The 23,763-nt window shown below is 69.3% G+C and carries 19 protein-coding genes and 2 pseudogenes; 10 read left to right on the top strand and 11 right to left on the bottom strand.

Annotated features, from left to right (window positions below; genetic code table 11):
• Positions 1-86 precede the first annotated feature (86 nt).
• From KRR39_RS26310 to KRR39_RS18465, 5 genes and pseudogenes are all read right to left on the bottom strand, one after another.
• Positions 87-905 (bottom strand): annotated as a pseudogene (locus KRR39_RS26310) (aldehyde dehydrogenase family protein); the annotation flags it as partial.
• Between the two features lie 74 nt (positions 906-979).
• Complete coding sequence (locus KRR39_RS18450; protein WP_216938923.1) at positions 980-3,493, bottom strand: ATP-binding cassette domain-containing protein; 2,514 nt, start codon at positions 3,491-3,493, stop codon at positions 980-982.
• A 101-nt stretch (positions 3,494-3,594) separates the two neighbouring features.
• Positions 3,595-4,695 carry a substrate-binding domain-containing protein gene (locus tag KRR39_RS18455; protein ID WP_216938924.1) on the bottom strand — a complete coding sequence of 367 codons (1,101 nt, stop codon included), beginning with the start codon at positions 4,693-4,695 and terminating at the stop codon, positions 3,595-3,597.
• A gap of 32 nt (positions 4,696-4,727) precedes the next feature.
• Entirely contained in the window at positions 4,728-5,795 is a 1,068-nt protein-coding gene (locus KRR39_RS18460) for an ABC transporter permease (RefSeq protein WP_216938925.1), read from the bottom strand.
• Between the two features lie 144 nt (positions 5,796-5,939).
• The gene (locus KRR39_RS18465; protein ID WP_302053511.1) at positions 5,940-6,863 is read right to left on the bottom strand and encodes an NAD(P)-dependent oxidoreductase; all 924 of its coding nucleotides are present in this window, start codon (positions 6,861-6,863) and stop codon (positions 5,940-5,942) included.
• Between the two features lie 170 nt (positions 6,864-7,033).
• Between KRR39_RS18465 and KRR39_RS18470 the strand changes: the two genes are divergently transcribed.
• From KRR39_RS18470 to KRR39_RS18490, 5 genes are read left to right on the top strand one after another with little or no spacing between them, the layout of a single operon-like run.
• Complete coding sequence (locus tag KRR39_RS18470; RefSeq protein ID WP_216938927.1) at positions 7,034-7,813, top strand: SDR family NAD(P)-dependent oxidoreductase; 780 nt, start codon at positions 7,034-7,036, stop codon at positions 7,811-7,813.
• Positions 7,814-7,848: 35 nt separating this feature from the next.
• Entirely contained in the window at positions 7,849-9,228 is a 1,380-nt protein-coding gene (locus KRR39_RS18475) for a M24 family metallopeptidase (RefSeq protein WP_216938928.1), read from the top strand.
• Positions 9,229-9,245: 17 nt separating this feature from the next.
• Positions 9,246-10,358 carry a zinc-dependent alcohol dehydrogenase gene (locus KRR39_RS18480; protein ID WP_216938929.1) on the top strand — a complete coding sequence of 371 codons (1,113 nt, stop codon included), beginning with the start codon at positions 9,246-9,248 and terminating at the stop codon, positions 10,356-10,358.
• Entirely contained in the window at positions 10,355-11,413 is a 1,059-nt protein-coding gene (locus KRR39_RS18485) for a 2,3-butanediol dehydrogenase (RefSeq protein WP_216938930.1), read from the top strand. The genes KRR39_RS18480 and KRR39_RS18485 overlap by 4 nt, the downstream gene beginning before the upstream one ends.
• Positions 11,414-11,440: 27 nt before the next feature.
• Positions 11,441-12,421, top strand: coding sequence for a zinc-dependent alcohol dehydrogenase (locus tag KRR39_RS18490; protein WP_216938931.1), 981 nt, complete (start codon positions 11,441-11,443; stop codon positions 12,419-12,421).
• Between the two features lie 84 nt (positions 12,422-12,505).
• Here the strand turns inward: KRR39_RS18490 and KRR39_RS18495 are convergent, their stop codons facing one another.
• Positions 12,506-13,741: an SDR family oxidoreductase gene (locus tag KRR39_RS18495; RefSeq protein ID WP_367303681.1), complete on the bottom strand. Its 1,236-nt coding sequence runs from the start codon at positions 13,739-13,741 to the stop codon at positions 12,506-12,508.
• 106 nt (positions 13,742-13,847) lie between these two features.
• Here KRR39_RS18495 and KRR39_RS18500 point away from each other — a divergent pair, with 106 nt between their 5' ends.
• The 3 genes from KRR39_RS18500 to KRR39_RS18510 all read left to right on the top strand — a co-directional run bounded on the left by KRR39_RS18500 (position 13,848) and on the right by KRR39_RS18510 (position 16,907).
• Positions 13,848-14,501 (top strand): helix-turn-helix domain-containing protein, encoded by a 654-nt coding sequence (locus KRR39_RS18500; protein WP_216938933.1) that lies wholly within the window; start codon positions 13,848-13,850, stop codon positions 14,499-14,501.
• Positions 14,502-14,652: 151 nt separating this feature from the next.
• Positions 14,653-15,870 (top strand): metabolite traffic protein EboE, encoded by a 1,218-nt coding sequence (eboE, locus tag KRR39_RS18505; protein ID WP_216938934.1) that lies wholly within the window; start codon positions 14,653-14,655, stop codon positions 15,868-15,870.
• A gap of 5 nt (positions 15,871-15,875) precedes the next feature.
• Positions 15,876-16,907 carry a ketopantoate reductase family protein gene (locus KRR39_RS18510; protein ID WP_216938935.1) on the top strand — a complete coding sequence of 344 codons (1,032 nt, stop codon included), beginning with the start codon at positions 15,876-15,878 and terminating at the stop codon, positions 16,905-16,907.
• Positions 16,908-16,921: 14 nt separating this feature from the next.
• Here KRR39_RS18510 and KRR39_RS18515 read toward each other — a convergent pair whose 3' ends face one another.
• From KRR39_RS18515 to KRR39_RS18530, 5 genes and pseudogenes are all read right to left on the bottom strand, one after another.
• Positions 16,922-17,374 (bottom strand): VOC family protein, encoded by a 453-nt coding sequence (locus tag KRR39_RS18515; protein ID WP_216938936.1) that lies wholly within the window; start codon positions 17,372-17,374, stop codon positions 16,922-16,924.
• A 38-nt stretch (positions 17,375-17,412) separates the two neighbouring features.
• Positions 17,413-18,243, bottom strand: coding sequence for an FAD-dependent oxidoreductase (locus KRR39_RS26595; RefSeq protein ID WP_254185250.1), 831 nt, complete (start codon positions 18,241-18,243; stop codon positions 17,413-17,415).
• Positions 18,244-18,316: 73 nt separating this feature from the next.
• Positions 18,317-18,790: pseudogene (locus tag KRR39_RS26600) on the bottom strand (FAD-dependent oxidoreductase); the annotation flags it as partial.
• Positions 18,791-18,842: 52 nt separating this feature from the next.
• Positions 18,843-20,177 (bottom strand): dihydrolipoamide acetyltransferase family protein, encoded by a 1,335-nt coding sequence (locus tag KRR39_RS18525; RefSeq protein ID WP_216938937.1) that lies wholly within the window; start codon positions 20,175-20,177, stop codon positions 18,843-18,845.
• Between the two features lie 27 nt (positions 20,178-20,204).
• Entirely contained in the window at positions 20,205-22,385 is a 2,181-nt protein-coding gene (locus KRR39_RS18530; protein WP_216938938.1) for an alpha-ketoacid dehydrogenase subunit alpha/beta, read from the bottom strand.
• Positions 22,386-22,512: 127 nt separating this feature from the next.
• Here KRR39_RS18530 and KRR39_RS18535 point away from each other — a divergent pair, with 127 nt between their 5' ends.
• Positions 22,513-23,019, top strand: coding sequence for a VOC family protein (locus KRR39_RS18535; RefSeq protein WP_216942792.1), 507 nt, complete (start codon positions 22,513-22,515; stop codon positions 23,017-23,019).
• Positions 23,020-23,047: 28 nt separating this feature from the next.
• Positions 23,048-23,734, top strand: coding sequence for a GntR family transcriptional regulator (locus KRR39_RS18540; protein WP_216938939.1), 687 nt, complete (start codon positions 23,048-23,050; stop codon positions 23,732-23,734).
• Positions 23,735-23,763: the final 29 nt, after the last annotated feature.

The following is a 23,763-nucleotide window of genomic DNA, read 5'->3' on the forward strand; positions in this document are numbered from 1 at the left end:
ACCGGTTGGCCGCCGTGCACGCCTCCCCCCATGTTGCGCATCTTCGCGAGCAGGGCACCGTCCACGGCGTCGTCGAGGTCTGCGTCCGGGAGGACCAGGAACGGGGCGTTGCCGCCGAGCTCCATCGACACACGCAGGAGCTGCTCCGCCGACTGCTCGACCAGGCGGCGCCCGACGTCGGTCGATCCCGTGAAGGTGAGCTTGCGGACCCTGCTGTCGCGGATGAGGGGCTCCATCACGGCCCCGCTCGTCGAGGTGGTCACCACGTTCAGGACGCCATCGGGAAGCCCGGCCTCCTGCATGAGCTCGGCGAGGGCGTACATGGACAGCGGCGTCTGCGCCGCCGGCTTGACCAGCATGGTGCAGCCGGCCGCGACGGCCGGGCCGATCTTCCTGGTTCCCATGGCGAGCGGGAAGTTCCAGGGGGTGATCATGAGCGTCGGCCCCACCGGCCGCTTCAGCGTGAGCAGGCGCGTCGCGCCGTCCGGGGACGTGGCGTACTGCCCCGCGATGCGGACGGACTCCTCGCTGAACCAGCGCAGGAACTCCGCGGCGTACCTCACCTCGCCGTGGCTCTCGGCGAGCGGTTTGCCCATCTCCAGCGTCATCAGCAGGGCGAGCTGGTCCGCCCGGGCGATCATCAGGTCGAACGCACGCCTGAGGATCTCGCCCCGCTCACGGGGGGCCGTCTCCGCCCAGGCCTCCTGGGCCCGCACGCTGGCGTCGAGGGCGCGCCGGCCGTCCGCCACGGAGGCGTCGGCGACCTCGCACAGGATGCGACCGGTAGCCGGGTCGTGGACCGGCAACGTACGGCCGCCTTCGGCCCCGACGCGCGCACCGTCGATCCAGAGCGCGTGGGGGACGGACGCGACGAGGCGCTCCTCGTCCTCGGACGTGATGTGCATGCAGGCTTCTCCTGGTCGAGGACGTCGTGCTCGGTGGTACCCCTACCGGGGCGATGCGCTGCGGCCGCCGCCTGTCAGGTGACCAGGGTCCGCTTCGTGCGTCGGGACCGGGCCAGGGTGTACACGACCGCTGCCACGAGGATGAGCAAGCCCTGGAAGTAGTACTGCGCCGTCGAGCCCAGCCCCAGGAACCCGGTCGCGTTCAGGACCTGCTGCAGCAGCACCGCGCCGGCGAGGGTGCCGACGAAGGTGCCCCGGCCGCCCAGGAGGCTGGTGCCGCCCAGGACCACCGCGGTGATGCTGGTCAGCGTGTACGCCGATCCCTGCGACGGGTCGCCGATCCCGTACTGCCCCATGAGCATCAGCGCCCCGAGGAAGACGAACAGGGACGAGGCGACGTACGCGAGCACCACGGTCCTGCTGACCTTGATGCCGATCCGTCGCGCGGACTCCTCGTTCGACCCGACGGCCCGCAGCTTCCAGCCCCAGGGACGGCGGCGGAGCGCGAACTCCAGGCCGATCACGATCACCAGGAAGACGATGAAGGCGACCGGGACAGCGCCCAAGGAGTAGTTCACGGCCGACTGGAAGGACTGGCTGATGTAGCCGTCCTGGGTCGACCTCAACAGGAAGGCGAACCCGCCCAGCCCGATGTACGTCGCAAGCGTCGCCGCGATCGGGGTGAACTTGCCGAACCGGATGAGGCAGCCGTTCACGAGTCCGACGAAGGCCGCCACCGCCAGCATGATCGCCAGTCCGAGCAGCACGGTGCCCATCGACTTGCCGTCGTTGACGAAGAACGACGCGATCACCACCAGGAATCCCGCGAGAGGGCCGACGGAGAGGTCGATCCCGCCGGTCAGCAGGGCGATGTTCTGCCCCAGGGCGATGAACCCCAACGCCGTCGCCGCGGTCAGCAGGTTCGTGATGTTGAACGCGGAGAGGTATCTGTCGTTCTCGGGGACGATGTACGCCGCGAGCGCCACCATCACGCAGAGCAGGAGAACCGTCGGCGTGTAGTCGCCGAGGATGAACCGACGGAACCGCGAGGAAGCCGTCTTGCGCTGGGCCGCGGCCACGGCGACCACCTCGGCGGTCGAGGTCACCGCGGCCGAGACGATGCGCTCCTCGGTGACCTCGTCGCCCTTCAACGTGGCGACGACGTGACCGCGGGACATGACCAGGACCTGGTCGCAGAGCCCCTCCAGCTCCTTGGCGTCCGAGGACGCGACCACGACCGGGATGCCGTCGCGCGATGCTGCCCGGAGGATCGTGTAGATCTCGGCGCGCGCACCGATGTCCACGCCTTGGGTGGGCTCGTCCGCCACCAGGATCACCGGGTCGGACAGCAGGGCCCGGGAGATGACGACCTTCTGCTGGTTCCCGCCCGACAGCGCCGCGACCTGCGCCTCCATCGACGGCGCCTTCACGGACAGGGACTGCAGGGAGTCGTGCACAGCCGCGACCTCGGCATCACGACCGATGAGGAAGCCTCGCTTGAACCGGCTGAGCGCCGAGACGGCCGCGTTCTCACGCACCGACAGGCTCATCATGAGCCCCTCGGCGTGCCGGTCGGCCGGCATGTACGCCGCTCGGTGGAGGAGGTTGCCGGAGGACAGCGCAGCGCCCTCGACCGCCACCTGCCCGGAGAACGACTCCAGGCCGGCCAGCGCGCGCAGCAGCTCGCTCTGACCGTTGCCGACCACTCCGGCGATGCCGATGATGTCCCCGCGGCGGGCGGAGGCGCTGACCGTGGCGAACCCGGGTCCCGTCAGGTCCTCGAGCACGAAGTTCGCCGGCTGGTCCACGTCCGCGTCGTGCTTCGGCGGGAACGTGGAGTCGAGCTTGCGCCCGATGATGAGCGCCAGCAGCTCGTCGTCGCTGATGTCGGCGACCGCAGAGGTGCCCCGCAGGCGGCCGTCCCGCAGCACGGTCACCCGGTCGGCGAGCTCCCGGACCTCGGCCATGCGGTGCGTGATGTAGATGACCGCCGTCCCCGCAGCCACGACCCCGCGGACCCGTTCGAAGAGCGCGTCCACGGCGTCGGCCCCGAGCGGCGCGGTGGGCTCGTCGAGGACGAGCAGCTTGGGACGCACGGCGAAGGCCTTGACGATCTCGAGCAGGTGCTTCTCGGCGAGCGTCAGCGTCTCGACACGGTCGTGGAGGTGCACCCGCAGCCCGGCCTCGTCGATCAGTCGCTGCGCCACCTCGTGCGCGCCACCGTCCCGGAACACCGAGGCCGGGAGCGCGACCTGGAGGTTCTCGAGGACCGTCATGTCGGGAAGCACCGCCGGGTGCTGGTGGACGATCGCGATCCCGAGGGTGGTGGCGAGCTTGGGGTCCAGCGAGTGAACAGCCTGTCCCTCGAAGACGATGGATCCCGAGTCCGGTTGCGTCGTACCGGTCGCCACGTTCATGAGCGTCGACTTGCCGGCTCCGTTCTCACCGAGGATGGCGTGCACCTCCCCCGGGCGGATGTGCACGGACACGTCCGTCAGCGCGGCGACACCCGAGTAGCTCTTCGAGATGTTCGCCAGGGAGAGCGTCTCGGTCATCGTGTCTGGCGCGTCGGTCTTGATCACAGTCATCCTTTTCGTGGTCGAGGATCTTCGGCGGCCCGGCCGGTCGGGTCGGGGGCGTCCCCGACCCGACCGGCTCAGCAGCGTGCCCCCGGGCTGCTCCCCTGGTGTTACTTCCCGAGCTTCGCCTGCTCCGCGCCGGGCATCTGCGCGGACAGGTAGGTGTCACCGGGGAGGTTGGGGTTGCACTGGACGTCGTTCGGCTTCTTGCTGATCGAGTCCTCGAAGATCGGCGCCTTGAACGAGTCGGCGGTCGGGACCTTGCCGCCCGTCGCCTTCGCGACGGCCACCTGCACCGCGAGCCGCACGTTGTCGTTCCCGGTGGCCACCGTCATCATCTTGAACGGGCTGGCCGCCTGGCTGTCCTTCCAGAAGCAGCTCAACGAGTTGCCGTCGGACGTGGCCAGCGCCGGGATGTCCCGGCCGCTCTTGGGGAACAGCGGCAGGGAGCTGACGAGGGTCGGCCCGAAGTCGGAGACGATCACGTCGATCTTGGGGTACTTCGCGATGTCGGCGGTCAGCAGCTGCTGGGTCTTGGTCGGGTCCCAGTTGGTGGGCTGGAACGGCGTCTGGCCGATGAACTTGTAGCTGTCGGGGAGGGTCTTGCGCAGGGCTTCGTACTCGCTCACGCTCTGGCTGTTGCCGGCCGGACCACCGAGGAAGAGGATGTTGCCGCCGTTCGGCACCGCCTCCTTGATCCAGTTCGCCCAGTTGACGCCGTCGTTGGAGAAGTCGCTGCCGATCCACGCGTCGTAGTTCTCGCCGGCCTTGCCGCCGGGGTCGACCCGGTAGGGAACGGTCACGACCCCGGCCTTGTAGGCGCTGGTCAGGGCCGGGAGGACCGCCTTGCCCGCGTCAGGGAAGACGACCATCGCGTCGACGCCCGTGGAGACCATGCCCTTGATGTCGGAGATCGACTTCTGCACGTTGCCCTGGCCGTCGGCGTACTGGAACTTCGTCACGCTCGGGCACTTGGACGCCTCATCCTTGCCCGAGGCGGTGGTCACGAGCCGCCAGCTGTTGCCGCCGAACCCGTCCAGCAGGGCGAAGGAGATCTTCTTGGTGCCACACCAGTCCGGGGCGCCGGCGACATGGGTGACCTTCCCGTTGTCGGCGCCGTTGCCCGAGCTCGACCCGGCACAGCCGGCGAGGACCAGGGACAACGTGCTGGCCACGAGGCCGACCGTTGCGAGCTTGGTACGACTTGTCATGTGTCTGTCCTTCTCGAGGTACGTGGCTGACGTCACGCAGATGGGGGCTTGGGTCCAGGGGTGGAGCGAGGAGCGGGGATCAGGACGCGACGGCGACGGGTCGCCGTCGTCTGGTGAGCGAGGCCCAGACGGCGCCCCAGTTCACGGTGTAGAGGGAGACACCGACGGCCAGGGCGGCTGCCTGGACCAGCGGCGAGATGGCCGGTGAGACACCGAGGACGTCCACGAGCTGGGTGAGCTGCTGCAGGAACACCGCTGCCACCACGGTGGCCAGGGGGGAAGCCGCGTCCGCCCAGCAGCGACGTCCCGCCGAGCACGACGACCGCCACGGAGGGCAGCAGGAACGTGTCGCCCGCGTAGGCGATCGGTTGGGACGTGATGCCTGCGATGAGGATGCCACCCAGGCAGTACAGGAGCTGGGCCCAGACGTAGGACAGCGACTGGTGGGACCTCACCCGCAGGCCGATGGCTCGCGCGGCGCGGGGGTTGGCGCCGATGGCCTCGAAGCGCCGGCCCGCGACGGTGGCCTTGACCGACAACGACACCACCACGAGCGCTACGAGCGCGAAGAACACCGAGTGCGGGACGCCGAGGGTGGACCCACCTGCGACGGAACCCAGCAGGTGGGTGGTGATCCGCGGGCGACCGCCGGAGATCCCCAGGTTGACGCCGTAGAGGAGCGCGTTCGTCCCCAGGGTGGCGATGATCGGGTTCAGGCCCAGCCCGCCGATCAGGCCGCCGTTCAGCACACCCGCGGCGATCGCGAACAGCAGGGCGAGCAGGATGGCCGGCAGCAGCTTGGAGTCGTCACCGTCCGGGATGTGCGTCACGATCACGAGCGACAGCGAGATGCCGCCGGCGACGGAGAGGTCGATGCCGCCCTGCTGTACCACCAGCATCTGGCCCAGCCCGGCGATGGCGAGAACGGCCGCGATCGGCAGCATGCCCGACAGGGACGTCGGGGACACGCTGGCCGGCTCGACCACCGCGCTGATGACGAAGAGCAGGACGGTGGCCGACCCGATGGTCGCCAAGCCCTTCGAGACCGAGACGCGTCCGCGTGCGAGGCGGCGGGTCTCCTGCTGTGCTGCGTCGACCATGGTCTCCCCATGTCAGATGGACGTCACTCTGGTGGCTGTGTCCCGGGTCACTCGTGTTGAGCGTGACTTTACGGATGGGCCGAGGTGTTCACAAGGGGTTTCTGATTTTTTCCGAAACACCCTCGCCGTGCAGTCCCGCGCCACCTACGAGGGCGTGCGTGCGAGCCGACGCGTGACCTCGGCGACGGCCGACCAGTCCAAGCCGGCCAGCCCGGGGTCGGCGAGCGCCCGGTCGAAGAGGTTCCGCAGGACGGGAAGGGTGGGGAGCACCACCCCGTGCGAGTCCGCCGCCGCCTCTGCCAACGACAGGTCCTTGCGGCCGAGACCGACGGTGAACCCCGGCGGGGAGTAGGTGCCGGTCGCGATCAGGTTGCCGTATCCGGTGTACGCCGATCCGGCGAAGGCGACGTCCGTCAGGATCTCGACGAAGGCAGGGCCGTCGACGCCGCCCCGCTCCACCAGGGTGATCGACTCGGCGAGCGCCTGGAGCGCGTGGATGAGGTTGTAGTTGACGCCGATCTTCACCAGGTTCGCCTGCCGCGCCTGCTCTCCCACCACCCACGTTCGCTTGCCCAGCGTGTCGAGCACCGGACGGATCTTCTCGATCACACCCGGCTCTCCCGCTGCGACGATGTTCAGCTGCCCGGCCTCCGCCACCGGGGCGCGACCGAGCACCGGCGCGGCGACGTACGCGACGCCGGCTGCGTCGTGCCGGGCAGCGAGGAGGTCTGCCGCCTGCACGCTGACGGTCGCATGGTTCACGTGCACGGCACCGGGAGGGGCGAGGGCCAGGACCTCCGCCGTGAACGTGCTCTGGACCGCTTCGTCGTCGGCCAGCATCGAGCAGACCAGGCCCGGAGCCAGTGCCTGCTCCACCGTGTCGGCGCGGTGCGCACCCAGGGCGACCAGCGCGTCCACCGGACCTGGGCTCCGGTTCCACACGTGTACCGAATGTCCTGCGGCGAGGAGCCGCCGCGCCATGGCGGTGCCCATCACGCCCAGTCCGACGAATCCCAGCTCAGCCACGGCTCTCTCCTTGGTCGGCACGGATCCCGAGTCTCGCTGCACGGCGTCGCGCCGGCCCCGGGAGGTGTAGTGGTGGTGAACGTAGCCCAGTCGACCACCCGCTCACCACCGTGAGCGCCGACACTCTTGACACATCCGTTCACCCACAGGTTCAATGTCGACCTACGCGATGTGCAGTAACACTGCACAGTCTTCCTCGAGAGGGTTGCCCGGTGACCGCACGACTTCCAGGCCGGACCGTCGTCGTCACCGGGGGCGCCAGCGGCATCGGTGCGGCCATCGCCAGCGGGTGCGCAGCCGAGGGCGCCCACGTCGTCGTCGCGGACCTCGACGAGGCCGGCGCCCGCGCCGCCGCCGAGGCGATCCGCTCCCGGGGTGGGGTCGCGCTGGCGGTGGCGGTCGACGTCGCCGAGCGTGCGTCCGTGCGCGCCGCCGTCGAGCTCGCGGTGTCGGAGTTCGGACACCTGGACGTGTTCTTCAACAACGCGGGGACGAACACGCCGATGCGGTTCCTCGACGTCACCGAGGAGAACTTCCTGACGGTGATGCGGGTCAACGCTCTGGGGGTGCTGATCGGGACGCAAGAGGCTGCGCACCAGTTCCTCGCACAGAAGTCCTCCGGCAAGATCATCAATACCGCGTCCATCGCCGGGCGTACCGGATTCGCCGACTTCGCGCCGTACAGCGCCTCCAAGGCTGCCGTGATCTCACTGACCCAATCGGCGGCCCGCGCCCTCGCGGGACACGGGATCACCGTGAACGCGTTCGCCCCGGGCGTGGTCGCCACTCCCCTGTGGACCAAGCTCGACGCCGACCTCGCCGCCATGGGCGCGGGCGACTCGGGCTTCGACTCCATGGCCGCCGGCATCCTGCTCGGCCGCCCTGCCCAACCCGCTGACATCGTGCCGACGGCGGTCTTCCTCGCCGCCGAGGACTCCGACTACATCACGGGCCAAGTCATCCCCATCGAAGGCGGAATGATCCTTGTCTGACCGCACTTCACGGCACTGAGAGGCGTCACCCCACCATGAGCACAGCAACTTTCGGTACGAACGCGGTCGACTGGGAGGATCGGATCTCCTTCGATCGTCTGCGGACCGAGCGCCTGGCGCGACTGAAGACCCAGCTGGAGAGCTCCGAGCTCGGCGCCGTCCTGGCCTTCGACTTCTCGAACATCCGCTACATGTCCGCGACCCACATCGGCACGTGGGCGATGGACAAGATGATCCGCTTCTGCCTGCTGACCCGGAACTCCGACCCGATCATGTGGGACTTCGGCTCCGCGGCCAAGCACCACCAGCTCTACAACCCGTGGCTGTCGACTACGACGGCCGAGATGGACGCCGACCCCCACGCTCCGCACCACGGAGCCGTGCGCCCCCGGGCGGAGTCGGGTGCCCGCGCGGGCATCTCGACCCTGAGGGGAGCCTTCCACCCTGATGCCGGGATCGCCGAGGAGGTTGCGCGCAAGATCAAGCGGGAGCTGGAGAAGTTCGGTGTCCTCGGCGAGCCGCTCGGGGTCGACGTGATCGAGCTGCCGATCCTGTTCGCGCTCAAGCAGGCCGGCATCGACGTCGTCGACGGCCAGCAGGTGTTCCTCGAGGCACGATCCATCAAGACCCGTGACGAGATCTCGTTGCTCACCCAGGCGGCCTCGATGGTGGACGCGGCCTACGACAAGCTGTACGAGTTCCTTCGTCCGGGTGTCCGGGAGAACGAGACCGTGGGACTGGTGTCGAAGACCCTGTACGACCTCGGGTCGGAGTACGTCGAGGGAGTCAACGCCATCTCCGGCGAGCGGTGCTCACCGCACCCCCACGTCTACTCGGACCGCATCATCCGCCCGGGCGACCCGGCCTTCTTCGACATCCTGCACAGCTACAACGGGTACCGCACCTGCTACTACCGCACGTTCGCGGTCGGGTCAGCGAGCACGGCACAGAACGACGCCTACATCCGAGCCCGGGAGTACATGGATCGAGCCATCGCGCTGGTGCGGCCCGGTGCCACGACCGCGGACATCGTCAAGGTCTGGCCCACCGCACAGGAGTTCGGGTTCCCGGACGAGGAGGCCGCATTCGCCCTCCAGTACGGACACGGAGTCGGCCTGTCGATCTGGGAGAAGCCGATCTTCTCGCGTCTGGTGTCGCTGGACCACCCGGAAGTCCTGAAGGAGGGCATGTTCTTCGCGCTCGAGACCTACTGGCCCTCCGCGGACGGGATCGGTGCGGCCCGCATCGAGGAGGAGCTGGTCGTCACGGCCACCGGCTGCGAGGTGGTCACGAAGTTCCCGGCCGAGGAGCTCCTGGTCGCCGGTCAACGCTACTTCTCCGTCGGCGGCCAGCTTCCCTCGCTCCGCAGCTCCCAGTCACACCTGAACACCGCTGCCGGGCGGGGTGACGAGTGACCCCCGGCGGATCCCTGATGAAGGCCGCGGTCTACCACGGCAGTCGCGACGTCCGCATCGAGGACGTCCCCGTGCCCGAACCCCGCACGGGCGAGGTGCTGCTCAAGGTGGTCAGGACCGGCATGTGCGGCACCGACGCCACGGAGTGGTCGGCGGGACCGCACCTCTTCCCGGTGGAACGCCGCCACCCGGTGACCGGTCACGTCGGCCCCATGATTCCCGGGCACGAGTTCGTCGGCGAGGTCGTCGAGTCCGCACCCGGTGGAGGCCGGTTCGCGGTGGGCGACCTCGTGGCCTGCGGCGCCGGGGTGTCGTGCGGCGAGTGCGATCGGTGTCGTGAGGGTCGGACGAACCTCTGCCGTCGCTACTACACGCTCGGCCTCAACACCGCCGGCGGGATGGCCGAGTACGCCGCCGTGCCGGAGACCAGCCTCGTCCCGATCCCGGGCGGACTCTCCGTCGACAGCGCGGGCCTTGCCCAACCCCTTGCCGTCGGGCTCCACGCAGCCCGCAGAACCGGAGCACGCGCCGGGGACCACGTCGTCCTCATCGGGGCCGGCGCCATCGGGTCGTTCACGCAGGTCGGCCTGGGATACCTGGCCGACGTCGACCTGACCGTCATCGACTTCCCCGGCAGCCGGCTGGAGCGGGCTGCCCGGCTGGGCGCGACCCGGACCCTCGCAGCGGGACCGGACGCCGGCGACGCACTCGTCGACGCCCTGGGACCGCAGACGGTCGACATCGTCATCGAGGCGAGCGGGGCTCCCGGACAGCTCAACAACGCCCTCTCCCTCGTCCGCAACGGCGGGACCATCCTCCAGGTGGGTCTGCCCTCCCGGCAGCAGGAGGTGGACGTCCACTCGTTGGTGATGCGGGAGATCACGGTGGTCACCACGCTCGCCCACGTCTGCGGTCAGGACCTCGCGCCGGCCCTGGAGGTCCTTGCCACGACCCGGCTCGCCGACGAGCTCCTGGACTCCGTCCACCCCCTCGACGATCTCGGCGAGCAGCTCGAGCGACTGTCCACGGGACGTCTGGAGGGGAAGGTCCTGTTCGACCCCAGCCTCTCACCGGCGTCGACGGACTCGAAGATCGACATCCCTTCAGCAAGTGAAAGGCCACTCCGATGAGAGCAGCAGTGTTCTACGGCGACCACGACATCCGCGTCGAGGAGGTGACGTCACCCACCGGGCCGGGACCGGGTGAGGTCCTGGTGCGACCGTACTGGTGCGGGATCTGCGGGACCGATCTCCACGAGTTCGCCATGGGCCCCATCGTGATTCCCTCCAGCCCGCACCCGCTGAACCGCTCCGAGCTGCCACAGATCCTCGGACACGAGTTCTCGGCCGAGATCGTGGCGGTCGGCGCCGGGGTGACGTCGGTCAAGGAGGGCCAGCGGGTGTCGGTCATGCCGCTGCTCTACTGCGGCGAGTGCTACTACTGCCGCCGAGGGTTGAACCACCTGTGCGTCTCGATGGCGTGCGTCGGTCTCAGCTTCGGTTGGGGAGGGATCGCGGAGCTCGCGGTTCTTCCCGCGAGCCACGTCAGCGTCCTTCCGGACGGGGTCTCGGACCTCCAGGGTGCCCTCATCGAGCCGGCCGCCGTGGCGGCGTACGGCGTGGACACCGCGGGAGTGCGGCCGGGCGACACCGTGCTGATCACGGGCGCGGGACCGATCGGTGCCCTGGCGGCGCTCTACGCCTTCTCGCTCGGCGCGCGAGTCATCGTCTCCGAGGTCAACGGCACCCGGGCGGCCCTCGCGACGAGCCTCGACGTCGGCGACGTCCTGGACCCCTCCAGCGTCGACGTCACCGCCTGGGTCAAGGACGAGACGAACGGCATCGGTGTCGACGCCGTGATCGAGTGCTCCGGCAACGAGCGCGCCCTGCAGACCGCGCTGACGGCCGTTCGGTCCGCAGGTCGCATCTCCCAGACCGGCCTGCACACGAAGGCGGCCGCGATCGACCCGATGGTGCTGTCCGAGCACGACATCACCCTGGCCGGGACCTGGTGCTACCCGGTCACGGACTGGCCTCGCATCATCGGCCTGGTGGCCAGCGGGCGGCTGCCCGTCGACAAGGTGGTCAGCGACCAGATCGCCATGGACGACATCGTCGCGAAGGGTTTCGAGACGCTCCTGTCGCCAACCGGCGACCAGGTCAAGGTGCTTGTCAACGCCCGCTGACGCGGGCCGAGCTTCCATGGAGGACGAATGAAGGCACTGCAGTACGCCGAACGCGGCCGTGCGCTCGTCGCAGAGCTCCCGACACCGACGATCGCCGACGACGAGGTGCTGGTCGCAGCACGATCCGTCGGGGTCTGCCACTCCGACATCGACCTGCTCGAGGGCCGCTACATCATCCCGTTCGAGTATCCCCTTATCCCGGGACACGAATGGTCCGGTGAGGTGGTGGCCGTCGGGCCGAAGGTGACGGGGTTCCGGCCCGGCGATCGCGTGGTCGGTGAGTGCGTGATCGGCGCCGACCACTTCGGCTTCTCGATCAGTGGCGCCGCGGCGGAGTTCTTCGTGGCGAAGCCCGGCTGGCTGCACCACCTGCCCGACAAGCTGTCCCACACGATGGGGGCCCTGGTCGAGCCGTTCAGCGTCGCCTACTACGCGATCGTGCGGGCCGGCGGCGTCGACGCCAGCGACACCGTCGTCGTGCTCGGTGCGGGTCCGGTCGGTCTGGCGGTCACGGCGGCAGCCGCCGCGATGGGGGCCAGGGTCGTGGTGGCCGAGCCCTCCGCCGACCGCCGGAAGGCGGCAGAAGCACTGGGTGCAACGCTCGCTGTCGGACCCGACGAGCTCGACACCGCGCTGGACGGACTGACGAGGGGACGCGGGGCCGACCTCGTCCTGGAGGCCAGCGGCCGCCCGGACGTGATGGCACGTGCCCTGGAGCTGGTCGCGTTCCAGGGCCGGGTCGGCTACATCGGGATCGACGTCGGCCAGGAGGCACCGGCGAAGCTCGGGCTCATCCAGTCCAAGGAGCTGCGCATCACGGGATCCATCGGCTCACCGGGCGTGTGGCCCGAGACGCTGCGGTTCCTGGCGAACAGCGGAATCGACCTGTCTCCGCTGGTCACCCAACGCTTCGGCATCGATGAGGCACTCGACGCGCTGGACGCGGCTCACCATCCCGAGTCGACCATCAAGGCGCACCTCGAGCTCGAGGGTGCACTGACCGGCTGACCAGCAGCCCGGAGCACGTCAGCCCCGTCCGGACCAGTCGTGGTCCGAGCGGGGCTGACCTCTGTCACGCGCCGGTGCCGACGGTCACGGGATGATCCGCGCCTGTCGGTACTGCTCGACGTAGTCGAAGAAGCTGTCGCGGGTGTCGCGGAACCCGAGGAAGCCGGCCTTGCGGCTCTTGTTCATGTCGGTCAGGACCTCGATGTTGCGTCCCAGGTCTCCGTCGCTGTGCCACCAGGAGGCGATGCGGTTCAGGTCAGGCTCCACCAGCCCGTGTCGCGTCGCGATGTCGTGCCACACCTGCTCCATGCCCGCCATGCTGGCTTCCAGGGTGCGGGGTCGTCCTTCGAACCCCTCCCACTTCAGCCCGAAGTGTTCGGCGATCTGCGGCCACAGCCAGCGCCAGCGGAAGACGTCCCCGTTGGCGATGTTGAAGGCCTGGTCGTGCCCGGCGTCGTCGGCGCTGGCCCAGATGATCTGGTCGGCGAGCAGGCCGGCGTCGGTCACGTCGGTCACCGAGTTCCACTGGGTCTCGGAGCCGGGGAACACGAACGGCCTGCCGAGCTCCTTGCAGATGGTCGCGTACGCCGCGAGCGTCAGGACCATGTTCATCGCGTTGCCGGTGGCGAACCCGAACACGGTGTGCGAGCGGTGCACGCTCCAGGTGAAGCCGTTGCGACGGGCGGAGGCGAAGACCTCGTCCTCCTGCGCGTAGTAGAAGTTGGGCGAGTCCAGCCTCGGCTCCTCCTCGCGGAAGGGCGTGTCTGCCATGACCCCGGTGGCGTACGCCTCGAAGGGGCCGAGGTAGTGCTTCAGACCCGTCATGAGCGCCACGTGCCGGACCGAGGCGGCGGGCTCCAGCGCCGCCAGGAGATTGCGCACCGCTCCCCCGTTCACTGCGATGTTCTCTGCCTCGGTCTCCTGCCGCGTCCAGGCGGTGACCGCGACGATCTCCGGCCGGACCCCGTCCAGGGCTCGTGCCAGGCCCTCGGGATCGCTCAGGTCAGCCTTCACCGGCGTGACCGCCGGAGACGGTGACCCACCGCTCCGAGACAGTCCGAACGTCTCCCAGCCCAGTCCGACGAGCTTGGCGGCCACGGTCTGACCGACGATCCCGGTGACGCCCACCACGAGCGCCCTTCTTCCACCCGCTGCTGATTCCACGGCACGACCTCGATCACCTAGACGGAAACGTTCTCTGACACTGTCCAATAGCGGAACGAAGCGACTATACTGTTCTCTGTGGCTAAACGCTACGGCCGCGGACGTGTCACCACGTCCGACCGGGTCGACCCCCTCGACACTCGAGCGCTCCCGCACGTCGCCACGCCCGATGCGGCAGTAACGAGACTGCTAGCATCGCGCCAGCACATCGACCTCACGCACTCTGCGCGTGCCAGGGATGAGTGACCACGTGAGGGTTTCCATGGACAATCTCGGTGAGCGGCTCAAGAGCATTCGCCTGAAGCAGGGCCTCTCACTGCGAGAGCTGGCCCGCCAGGCCAACGTGTCGCCGTCCTTCATCTCGCAGATCGAGAACGGCAAGTCACAGCCGTCCGTGGCCACCTTGTACTCGTTCTCCCAGCTTCTGGACATCTCCATCGACGACCTGTTCGACCACCGCGCGTCCGCGCCGAGCGGCGTGGTCGCTGCCCAGGTCACCACCGCCTCCGCTGTCGCGACCGGCAACGGCCGCATGGATCCCATCCACGCCTGGCAGCCGTCCGAGTACTCCAACCGCGTCTCGGTCGTCCATCCCTCGCACCGGCCCCACCTGACGATGGCGGAGGGCGTGACGTGGGAGCGGCTGGCCGCGACCCCCGAGCACGCCGTGAACTTCATGAAGATCTCCTACGGCCCGGGCGCGAACACCACGGACGGCGGCGAGCTGGTCGCCCACGAGGGCTACGAGTACGGCTACGTGCTCTCTGGAGAGGTCGAGGTGGAGGTCGGCGACGAGGTCTTCACCCTGCGAGCCGGCGAGTCGCTCGGGTTCGACTCGTCCATCCCGCACGTGCTGCGCAACGTCGGCACCGAGGTGTTCGAGGGCATCTGGTTCGTGCACGGCCACGCGCACTGAGTCCTTCGACCGCGCCTTGACACCTCCCGCCGGCGACCTTAGCGTGATGTTCACACTCGCTGAACAGCGTTAACCCTGGTCTCACTCCGCTGGCACTTGCTGCGCGCGGCTCTGCCCAGCTGAGACGCACGGCAGACAGGGACACCGCGTCATGGATCTCGGCAACGGCCTCGGACATCTCTCGTACTCCACGCTGGTCCATGCCGGTGACACGTGGGAGGACATGCGCGCCAGCCTCGAGACGTACCTCCCCCAGGTGAAGGCGCGGGTAGCCCCCGACCAACCGTTCGGGGTCTCGCTGCGCATCTCGGCCTCGTCGGCCGCCACCCTCACCGAGAGCAGCGACGAGCGGGCCCGGCTCACGGGGTTCCTCACCGAGCACGACATGTACGTCTACACGGTCAACGCGTTCCCCTACGGGCCCTTCAAGGGCGACAGGGTCATGGAACGCGTCTACGAGCCGGACTGGACGACCGAGGAGCGGGTCACCTACACCAACCAGGTCGCGGACATCCTTGCCGAGATCTCCCCGCCCGGCATCAGCCCCAGCATCCAGACCGCCCCGCTGGCCTTCATGCCGAAGGTCAGCGGTGATCCGTACGTCGCCCGGTTCACCACCAACCTGCTCCGTGTCGTGGCCCATCTGGTGTCGCTGGAGGCAGCCACGGGACGCCGGGTGAAGCTGGCCCTCGAGCCCGAGCCGGCGTGCTTCCTGGAGACGACGGAGCAGACCGTGGCCTTCTTCCGTGAGCGGCTGCACGCACCCGCCGGCGTCGCGGAGCTCGCCAGCCTGTGCGGAGCACCGCTCTCCGAGGCGGAGGGCTTGATGCGTCGGCACCTCGGCGTGGTCTTCGACATCGGCCACCAGTCCGTCGGGTTCGAGGACATCCCGCACTCGCTGCGGCTGCTGACGGACGCCGGCATCCCGATCTTCAAGCTGCAGGAGGCCGCCGCGCTGTGGGTCCCTGAGCTCACTGCCGACCTGGTTCCGCAGCTGCGCGTCTTCACCGACACGATCTACCTGAGCCAGACGACGTTGCGGCGCGACGGCGCGGTCACCAAGTTTCTCAACCTGGGCGAGGCGCTCGACGCCTTCCAGCAGGAACCCGGGGCGGGCGTCGCGGAGATGCGGACGCACTTCCACGTCCCGGTGTTCCTCGAAGAGCTCGGACCGTTCCGCACCACGCGCTTCGCGGTGCAGCAGGCACTCGCGGTGCACCGGGCGACACCGCTGTCGGACCACCTCGAGATCGAGACCTACACGTGGGACGTGCTGCCGGAGCACCTCAAGACCGGCGACATCACCGACTACGTCACCCGCGAGCTCGAGTTCGTCCGCGACGAGCTCACCGGCAGCGGCCGGGGATGACAGCCATGCGCATCGCCGTCCTGGGCACCGGAGCGAACGGTGCGTCCATCGGCGCCGATCTCGTCAACGCAGGTCTCGACGTCACCTTCATCGAGCAGTGGCCGGCCCACGTGGAGGCCATGCGGTCACACGGTCTCCGGGTCGAGATGCCAGGCTCGGTGGAGACGACGAGCGGCCTCACCGTCCTGCACCTGTGCGAGGTCGCCACCCTGCGTCGCCCCTTCGACCTCGTCCTGGTCGTGGTGAAGGCGTACGACACACGGTGGACCTGCGAGCTCATCAAGCCTCTGGTGGCTCCGGACGGTCTGGTGGTGGGCGTCCAGAACGGGATGACGGTCGACACGATCGCGGAAGTGGTGGGGCCTCAGCGCACGCTCGGTGCGGTCATCGAGATCTCCTCGAACATGTTCGTCCCGGGCGTCGTCGAGCGGCAGAGCCCTCGTGACCGCTCCTGGTTCGCCCTCGGCGGCATCGAACCGGACGCCCACCACCGGGCTGAGGCCGTGGCCGCCGTGCTCGCGCACGCGGGGACCGTGGAGGTCTCTGACGACATCCGCGCCTCCAAGTGGATGAAGCTGGTCGTGAACGCCGCCGAGCTCGTGCCGTCCGCGATCCTCGACCTCGCCCTGGCCGACGCGGTCGCCGTACCCGGCATGCGCGACTTCATGGTGCAGGCGGGCCGGGAGGCGTTGACCACGGCGATCGCCCTTGGTGTCGCGCCGCGGCCGATCTTCGGGATGGCGGACGCACTCACCGAGGACCCCGACCGCTACGTCGAGCAGCTCTTCGACGCGGTCCTGACCGACTTCACCCTGCCCGAGACCCGCACGACGGTGCTGCAGGACTGGATGAAGGACCGTCGCAGCGAGGTGGAGGAGATCAACGGTCTCGTGGTGCGCGAGCAGGCCCGGCTCGGCGGCTCCACCCCTGCCAACGAGGCGACCGTGCGGCTGGCACGGCTGATCGAGGCGGGCGACCGACCGGCCGGGATCGACAACGTCGGCGCGCTGCTCGACGCCGTGACGACGGCGGACTGACGAGTCGCGAGCGCTCAGTGCGACGGAGCGGCCTGCTGGAAGAGCTCCAGCGTGACTCCGTTGGGATCGCGGAAGTAGACGAACGAGCAGCCGGCCAGCGGCCCGTCCTCGATGTCGAGCGGTGGCGCGAGGAACTCGATCCCCTTGCCCAGCAGGGATTCGTACGTCGCCCGCAGGTCGGGTACGTCGATGCACACGTGCGCGCTGCCGACGTCGGCGTTGGACCGCTCGTTCTCCTCGGTGCGCGGGTTGTCGTAGCACAGCAGCTCGACGACGCAGGAGCCGAACCGGAGGAACGCGAAGCTGAGCTCAGCGTCCGGGACGCCGACGGCCGTCGACAGGTCCGGCCCCGACCCGTGGGCCACGAACTCACGCTGGACCCCGAAGGTCTGCTCGTACCAGAGCAGGGACTCCTCCAGGTCGCGGACGGTGATCCCCACGTGGTGCATGTCCCCGAACGAGACCATGTTCTTCCTCCCGGAGCTGTCTTCTTGCGCGGACTTCGTCAGGCGTGGTCGTGCAGCGGCTTGCCGGCGAGCGCCAGGGCGGCCTCGCCCAACGCCTCGTTCTGGGTGGGGTGGGCGTGGACGAAGCGGGCGATGTCCTCGGGGAAGGCCTCCCAGCTGACCATCAGGGCCGCTTCGCCGACCTGCTCACCCATCCGGGCGCCCACCATGTGCACGCCGACGATGGGACCGTTCATCTCTCGGACCAGCTTCACCAGGCCGCTCGTGCCGAGGATCTGGCTCTTCCCGTTCCCGGCGAGGCTGTACTCCCTCGTCTCGACGTCCCCGTAGAGCTCCCGTGCCTGGGCCTCGGTGAGTCCCACGGAGGCGATCTCGGGGTCGCAGTAGGTGACCCGCGGCACCAGGCGGTCCTCGACGGGCTCAGGGGCAAGGCCGGCGATGTCCTCGGCCACGAAGATGCCGTGCGCGAACCCTCGGTGCGCCAGCTGGAGTCCCGGCACCAGGTCACCCACGGCGTAGACACCGGCTGCGCTGGTGCGCAGGCGCTCGTCGGTCACCACCCAGCCCCGGTCGAGGGTCACGCCCGCGTCCTCGAACCCCGCCCCGGACGAGGCGGGCCCGCGACCGATCGCCACCAGGACGACGTCCGCCTCGATCTCGACGTCGTCCGCGAGACCGACGGAGACCCCGGACCCGGTCTCCTTCACGACGTCCACCGTCGCGCCGAGACGGAGCTGGATGCCGCGCTTGCGGAAGGCGCGTTCGAGCACCTTGCTCATCGCCACGTCTTCGAGGGGCACCAGGTGCGGCAAGGCCTCCACGACCGTGACCTCGGCACCGAACGAACGCCACACCGACGCGAACTCCACCCCGATCACACTTCCCCCCGATGACGACGACCCGCGCCGGCACCTCCTGGAGCTGCAGCGCCTGTTCACTCGTCACGATCCGCTGGGTCGGCTCCGCGCCGGGCAGGGTCCGGGGGTACGACCCGGTGGCCAGCACCAGGTGCTTGGCGGTGAGGGTGCGTCCGTCGACGTCCACGGTCGTCGGGGACGTCACGTGCCCTGCACCCTCGACGTAGGTGACACCGCCGGCCTTCACGAGTCCCTGCAGGCCCTTGTAGAGCCGGCTCACCACGCCGTCCTTGTACGCGTTGACCTGTGCCATGTCGATGCCGTCGAACGACGACAGGACGCCGTACAGGTGCCCCTCCAGGGTCGAGTCGGCCACCTCGGCCGCGTGCAGGAGCGCCTTGGTGGGGACGCAGCCGTTGTGCAGGCAGGTCCCGCCCAGCCGGTCCTGCTCGACGAGCGCGACCGAGAGGCCGAGCTGTCCGGCCCGCAGCGCGCAGGCGTAGCCGGCGCTGCCACCGCCGAGCACGACGACGTCGAAGTTGTCGGTCGGTTCGCTCATCTGGTCCGCTCCTCGAATGGCTCACGCTGGTGGCTGGGGCTGCAGGGACCCGTCAGACCACGAGGCTGAGCGGGTGTTCCAGGGCCGCGACCAGCGCCTGCATCCACTGGGCGGCCAGCGCTCCGTCGATGGCTCGGTGGTCCACCGAGAGCACCAGCTCCATGACGGTGGCCACGCCGACCTGCCCGTCGACCACCCGCGGAACCTGACGCGCGGCGCCGACGGCGAGGATCGCGGACTGCGGAGGGTTGATGATCGCCGAGAACTCGGTGACGCCGTACATGCCGAGGTTCGTCACGCTGATGCTTCCGCCCTCGAGGTCCCGTTGCTGCAGCCGCCCCTCGTTGGCGGCGGCGGCGAAGGCCTTGACCCCGGCCGAGATCGACGACAGCGAGCGTCCCTCCACGCCGCGGAGCACGGGAGTGACGAGGCCCCGCTCCGACGCGATGGCGACCGAGACGTCGACATGCTCGAACCGGCGCATCGCGTCGTCGGTCCACACGACGTTCGCGTCCGGCACCCGGGTGTGGGCGACCGCGACGGCGCGCAGCACGAAGTCGTTGACGGAGAGCTTGACCGGCGAGTGCTCGTTCAGCTGCTGCCGAAGGCCCGACAGCTCGTCGATGACGGCCTCGCCCTTCAGGTAGAAGTGCGGGATCTCCTGCTTGCTCTGGGTGAGCCGGGCGGCGACGGCGCGTCGCAACCGTGTGTGCGGCACCTCCTCGAAGCCCTGGGCGGCACCGCCTGCGGTCGGCTCCGCGGGGACGGCCGCGACGGGCCGCTCGGCAGCCGGCTGCTCGGCGGAGGCCCGCTGACGGGCGGGGTCCTTGAGCGCGGCCTCGACGTCCTTGCGAACGATCCGCCCGTTGGGCCCCGACCCGGTCAGCCCCTCCGGAGAGAGCCCCGCCTCGCGGAGCAGCTTGCGCGCGATGGGGCTGACGAAGAGGCGTGTGGAGCCGGCCGGTCCCTCGGGGCTGCGCGGGGATGCCTCCGAGACCCTGTCCAGGTCCTGGGGTGGTGCACCCTGCCCCGGGCTCGGGGACTCCGCCTCGGCCTCGGGGACCTCCCGCCGCGGCGGCGCCGGCTTCGCGCTCCCGCCCACGAAGCCGAGGTCCTCGAGGATCGCGTCGAGGTCCGCGTCCAGCTCCGCCGCTGTCCCCAGCAGCGCCAGCGGCGCGCCGACCTCGACCTCGGTCCCACTCTCCGCCAGCAGGCGCAGCAGCACGGCGCCGGACGGCGCCTCGATCTCGACGACCGCCTTCTCCGTCTCGACGACGGCGACGGCGGCCCCCGCGGTCAGGGTGTCGCCGGCCTTCACCAGCCACTCGGACAGCACGACCTCGGTGGCTCCGGCGGCGACCTCCGGTACGCGCAACAACTCAGCCATGTGGGCTCTCGCTCCTCTGTCGTCTCGTCAGCTCGTGGTCACGGCGCGGAGCGCGGCCACGACTTCTTCGGTCCTGGCAATCGCGGCGCGTTCGAGCACCTTGCTGATGCTCGGCGAGGCCTCGGCCCCGGTGACCCGCTCGATGGGGGCGTCGAGCCAGTCGAACAGCCGGAGCTGGATCTCGTCGGCCAGCCACCGTCCGTACGACGTGCCGATCGCACCCTGTTCGACGATCAGGACCCGGTTGGTCTTGCGCACGCTGGCCTCGATCGTGTCCCAGTCGATCGACGCCCGGTCGAGCCAGCGCAGGTCGATCAGGTCTGCCGACACCTCCGGGACCTGGTCGAGAGCTTCCGCGCAGTGACCCACCATCGAGAGGTAGGAGATGACGGTCAAGTCCGATCCCTCCCGCCGTACGGCTGCCTTGCCGACCGGGATGCGGTAGTCGAGGTCGTCCACCGGGGCGGTCCCGACGGCCGCGTAGAGGTCCACGTGCTCGAGCACGACGACCGGGTCGTTGCACGCCATCGCGGTGTTCATCAGCCCCACGTAGTCGAAGGGCGTGGAGGGCGCGACCACCCGGAGACCGGGGGCCGTGGTCAGCACCCCGGCGGGATCCATCGAGTGCTGCGAGCCGTACCCGGTGCCGGCCGCCAGCTTGCTGCGCAGCACGAACGGCACGTCGTTGTCCCCGCCGAACATGTGCCGCGCCTTGGCCACCTGGTTGAACAGCTGGTCCGCAGCCACCCACATGAAGTCCGCGTACATGAACTCCACGACCGGGCGGAACCGGCCGTCCAGCGCCATCCCGCCGCCCAGGCCGGCGAACGCGTTCTCACTGATCGGCGTCCCCAGCACGCGGTCCGGGAAGAGCTCCAGCGGGCGCTTCGTCGCGCCGTTGGTGCCGCCCTTGAGACCGTTGACGTCCTCACCCAGGACGATGACCGACTCGTCGGTCTCCATGCGTCGGGCCATGACGTCGGAGACCACGTCGATGAACTTGCGCTCGGCGAGCTCACCGTCGTAGGTGTCCAGCTCCTCGTAGCGGCTCGACTCCAGCTCGCTCAGGTCACCGCGGATCCCCACGTCGACGAAGCCGGGGTCGGGCCAGAGCGACCCGATGATCCGACGTTGCCCGGGCTTGCCGTCGGGCACGGGCTCGAGCAGTGCGTCGCCGATGTCCTTCATCACCTGGTCCACCTCGTCGGCGACGCCCTGGAGCTCCGCCTCGGTGCACAGCTCCCGGGCCAGGAGGTGCTCGCGGAGCTGCAGCAGCGGGTCGCGGTCCCTCCAGAGCTTCTCCTCGGCCTTGTCCCGGTAGCCGAACGCGCTCCCGGGGTACGGGCCGTTCTGGTGGAAGTAGCGGTAGAGGTCGGCCTCGATGATCGTGGGACCGTTGCCCGCGCGCATGTGCTCCAGGGCCTCGGTCATGGCCAGGTGGACTGCCAGCGCGTCCATCCCGTCCACCCGCCAGCTCGGGATGTTGAAGCCGGGGCCGCGCGCGGACACCCGAGTCTCCGCGGTGGCGGCGGCGACGGGCGTGGACACGGCGTACTGGTTGTTCTCGATGAAGAAGCAGACCGGGAGCTTCCAGGCGGCCGCCAGGTTGAAGCTCTCGAGCACGGAGCCGATGTTGACGGCGCCGTCGCCGAAGTAGGTGACGGTGACGGCGTCGGTCCCGGACCGCTTCTGGTTGAACGCGAAGCCGGCCGCCTGGGGAACGCCGCCGCCGACGATCGCGTTGGTGCCCATCGCGCCGGCCTCCCGCCACTGGAGGTGCATGGAACCGCCACGTCCCCGGCAGAAGCCGTCGGCGAGCCCGCAGATCTCGGCGAGCGTGCGACGGAGCACCTCGCGCACGTCCTGGGTCAGCTCGGGCAGCGAACCCGACTTGGCCAGGGTGACGTGACCGAACGCCTTCGCCAGGAACTGGTGGTGTCCTCGGTGGGAGCCGTTCACGAAGTCGTCGGAGCGCAGCGGCAGGATCGAGCCGGCCGCGCCTGCCTCCTGCCCGATGCTGGAGTGCGCCGGGCCGTGGACCAGTCCCTGGCCGGCGAGCTCCAGCACGTACTCCTCGAACGAGCGGATCCACTGCGTCCGGCTGAACAGCGTCCGCAACAGGTCCGGGTCCGCGGTCGCCCAGTCCTCGGCGTTCGTGCTCAGCTGCACCCACGGCGCAGCGGCGGAGAGGTCCTCGTGACTCGGCATAGCGACAGCCTCCACGGCATTATTGGATCCACAGTTTGGTTCTCGTGCTCGCGTGCGGCCCGGGAATGCGGTTAGTGTCGGCAGCGTAGACCATTCAATGGATCCATTTCAAGGGAGCTGGGTGACGATGGACACAGTGCTGACCGGCGTGCGTCGCGTGGACCACATCGGGGTGACCGTGCCGGACCTCGAGGCCGCGCACGACTTCTTCGTGCGGGTCCTGGGCTGCGACTACCTCTACCGGCTCGGACCGTTCGCGGACTCGGGCCACTGGATGAGCGAGCACCTCGGTGTCGACGACACGACGGTGATGCGCCAGCTCCGGTTCTACCGCCTCGGCGGGCAGGCGATCTTCGAGGTCTTCCGGTACGACGCCGCCGACCAGAACGCCGTACCGCCACGCAACAGCGACGTCGGGGGCCACCACATCGCGTTGTACGTCGACGACCTGGACGGGGCGGTCGCGGCGCTCCTGGCGGAGGGCATCGAGGTCCTCGGCGAACCCACGACCAGCCGCGGTCCCAGCGAAGGCCAACGGTGGGTCTACTTCCTCTCACCGTGGGGCCTGCAGTTCGAGCTAGTCTCCTACCCGCACGGCAAGGCCTTCGACCACGACCCAGCCGCCTTCGACTAGAGCCACCGGCACCTGGAAGGAGCTGTCCATGACGCTGCCACAGGACCGGTCCCCCGTCGCCAGCCAGCGGATCTCCGACATCGTGGCCGACCGGATCCTCACGGGGATGCTGCCGCCCGGCGCCAGGATCAAGCAGGACGAGCTCGCGGACGAGCTCGGGGCCAGCCGACTACCGGTCCGCGAGGCGCTCCGCATGCTCGAGTCCCGAGGACTCGTCACGTTGAAGGCGAACTCCGGCGCCTGGGTTGCCCAGATGAGCCTGTCCGACCTCGATCTCTCCTACGAGATCCGGGAACGAGTGGAGCCCCTCCTCCTGACGAACAGCCTTCCACGCCTCACGGATGAGGACCTCGACAAGATGCGATCCGTCCAGGACGAGATCGAGTCCAACGACAACGTCGAGCGGTTCTTGTTCCTGGACCGCAAGTTCCATTGGTTGTCCTACAGCCGGCACTCCGCACCCCAGCTGGCGTCCATGATCGAGCGCCTCTGGGACACGACCCAGCACTACCGGCGCGCGTTCGTCGAGCTCTCCAAGAGCCAGGGATCCTGGATCATCGCGGCCGAGCACCGGTTGCTCCTCGAAGCGCTTACTCGCCGGGACGCGGTGACAGCGAGCACCGTCCTGGGCATGCACATCCGGCGGACGCGCGTGGCGCTGGCGAGCCACTCCGAGCTGTTCCCGCAGGAACCAACGGCTGCCGAGTCGGGCTAGCGGCAGGCCGACCCCTGCCGCTCCTCGGC

Source organism: Nocardioides panacis (assembly GCF_019039255.1).
Classification (GTDB): Bacteria; Actinomycetota; Actinomycetes; order Propionibacteriales; family Nocardioidaceae; genus Nocardioides_B; species Nocardioides_B panacis.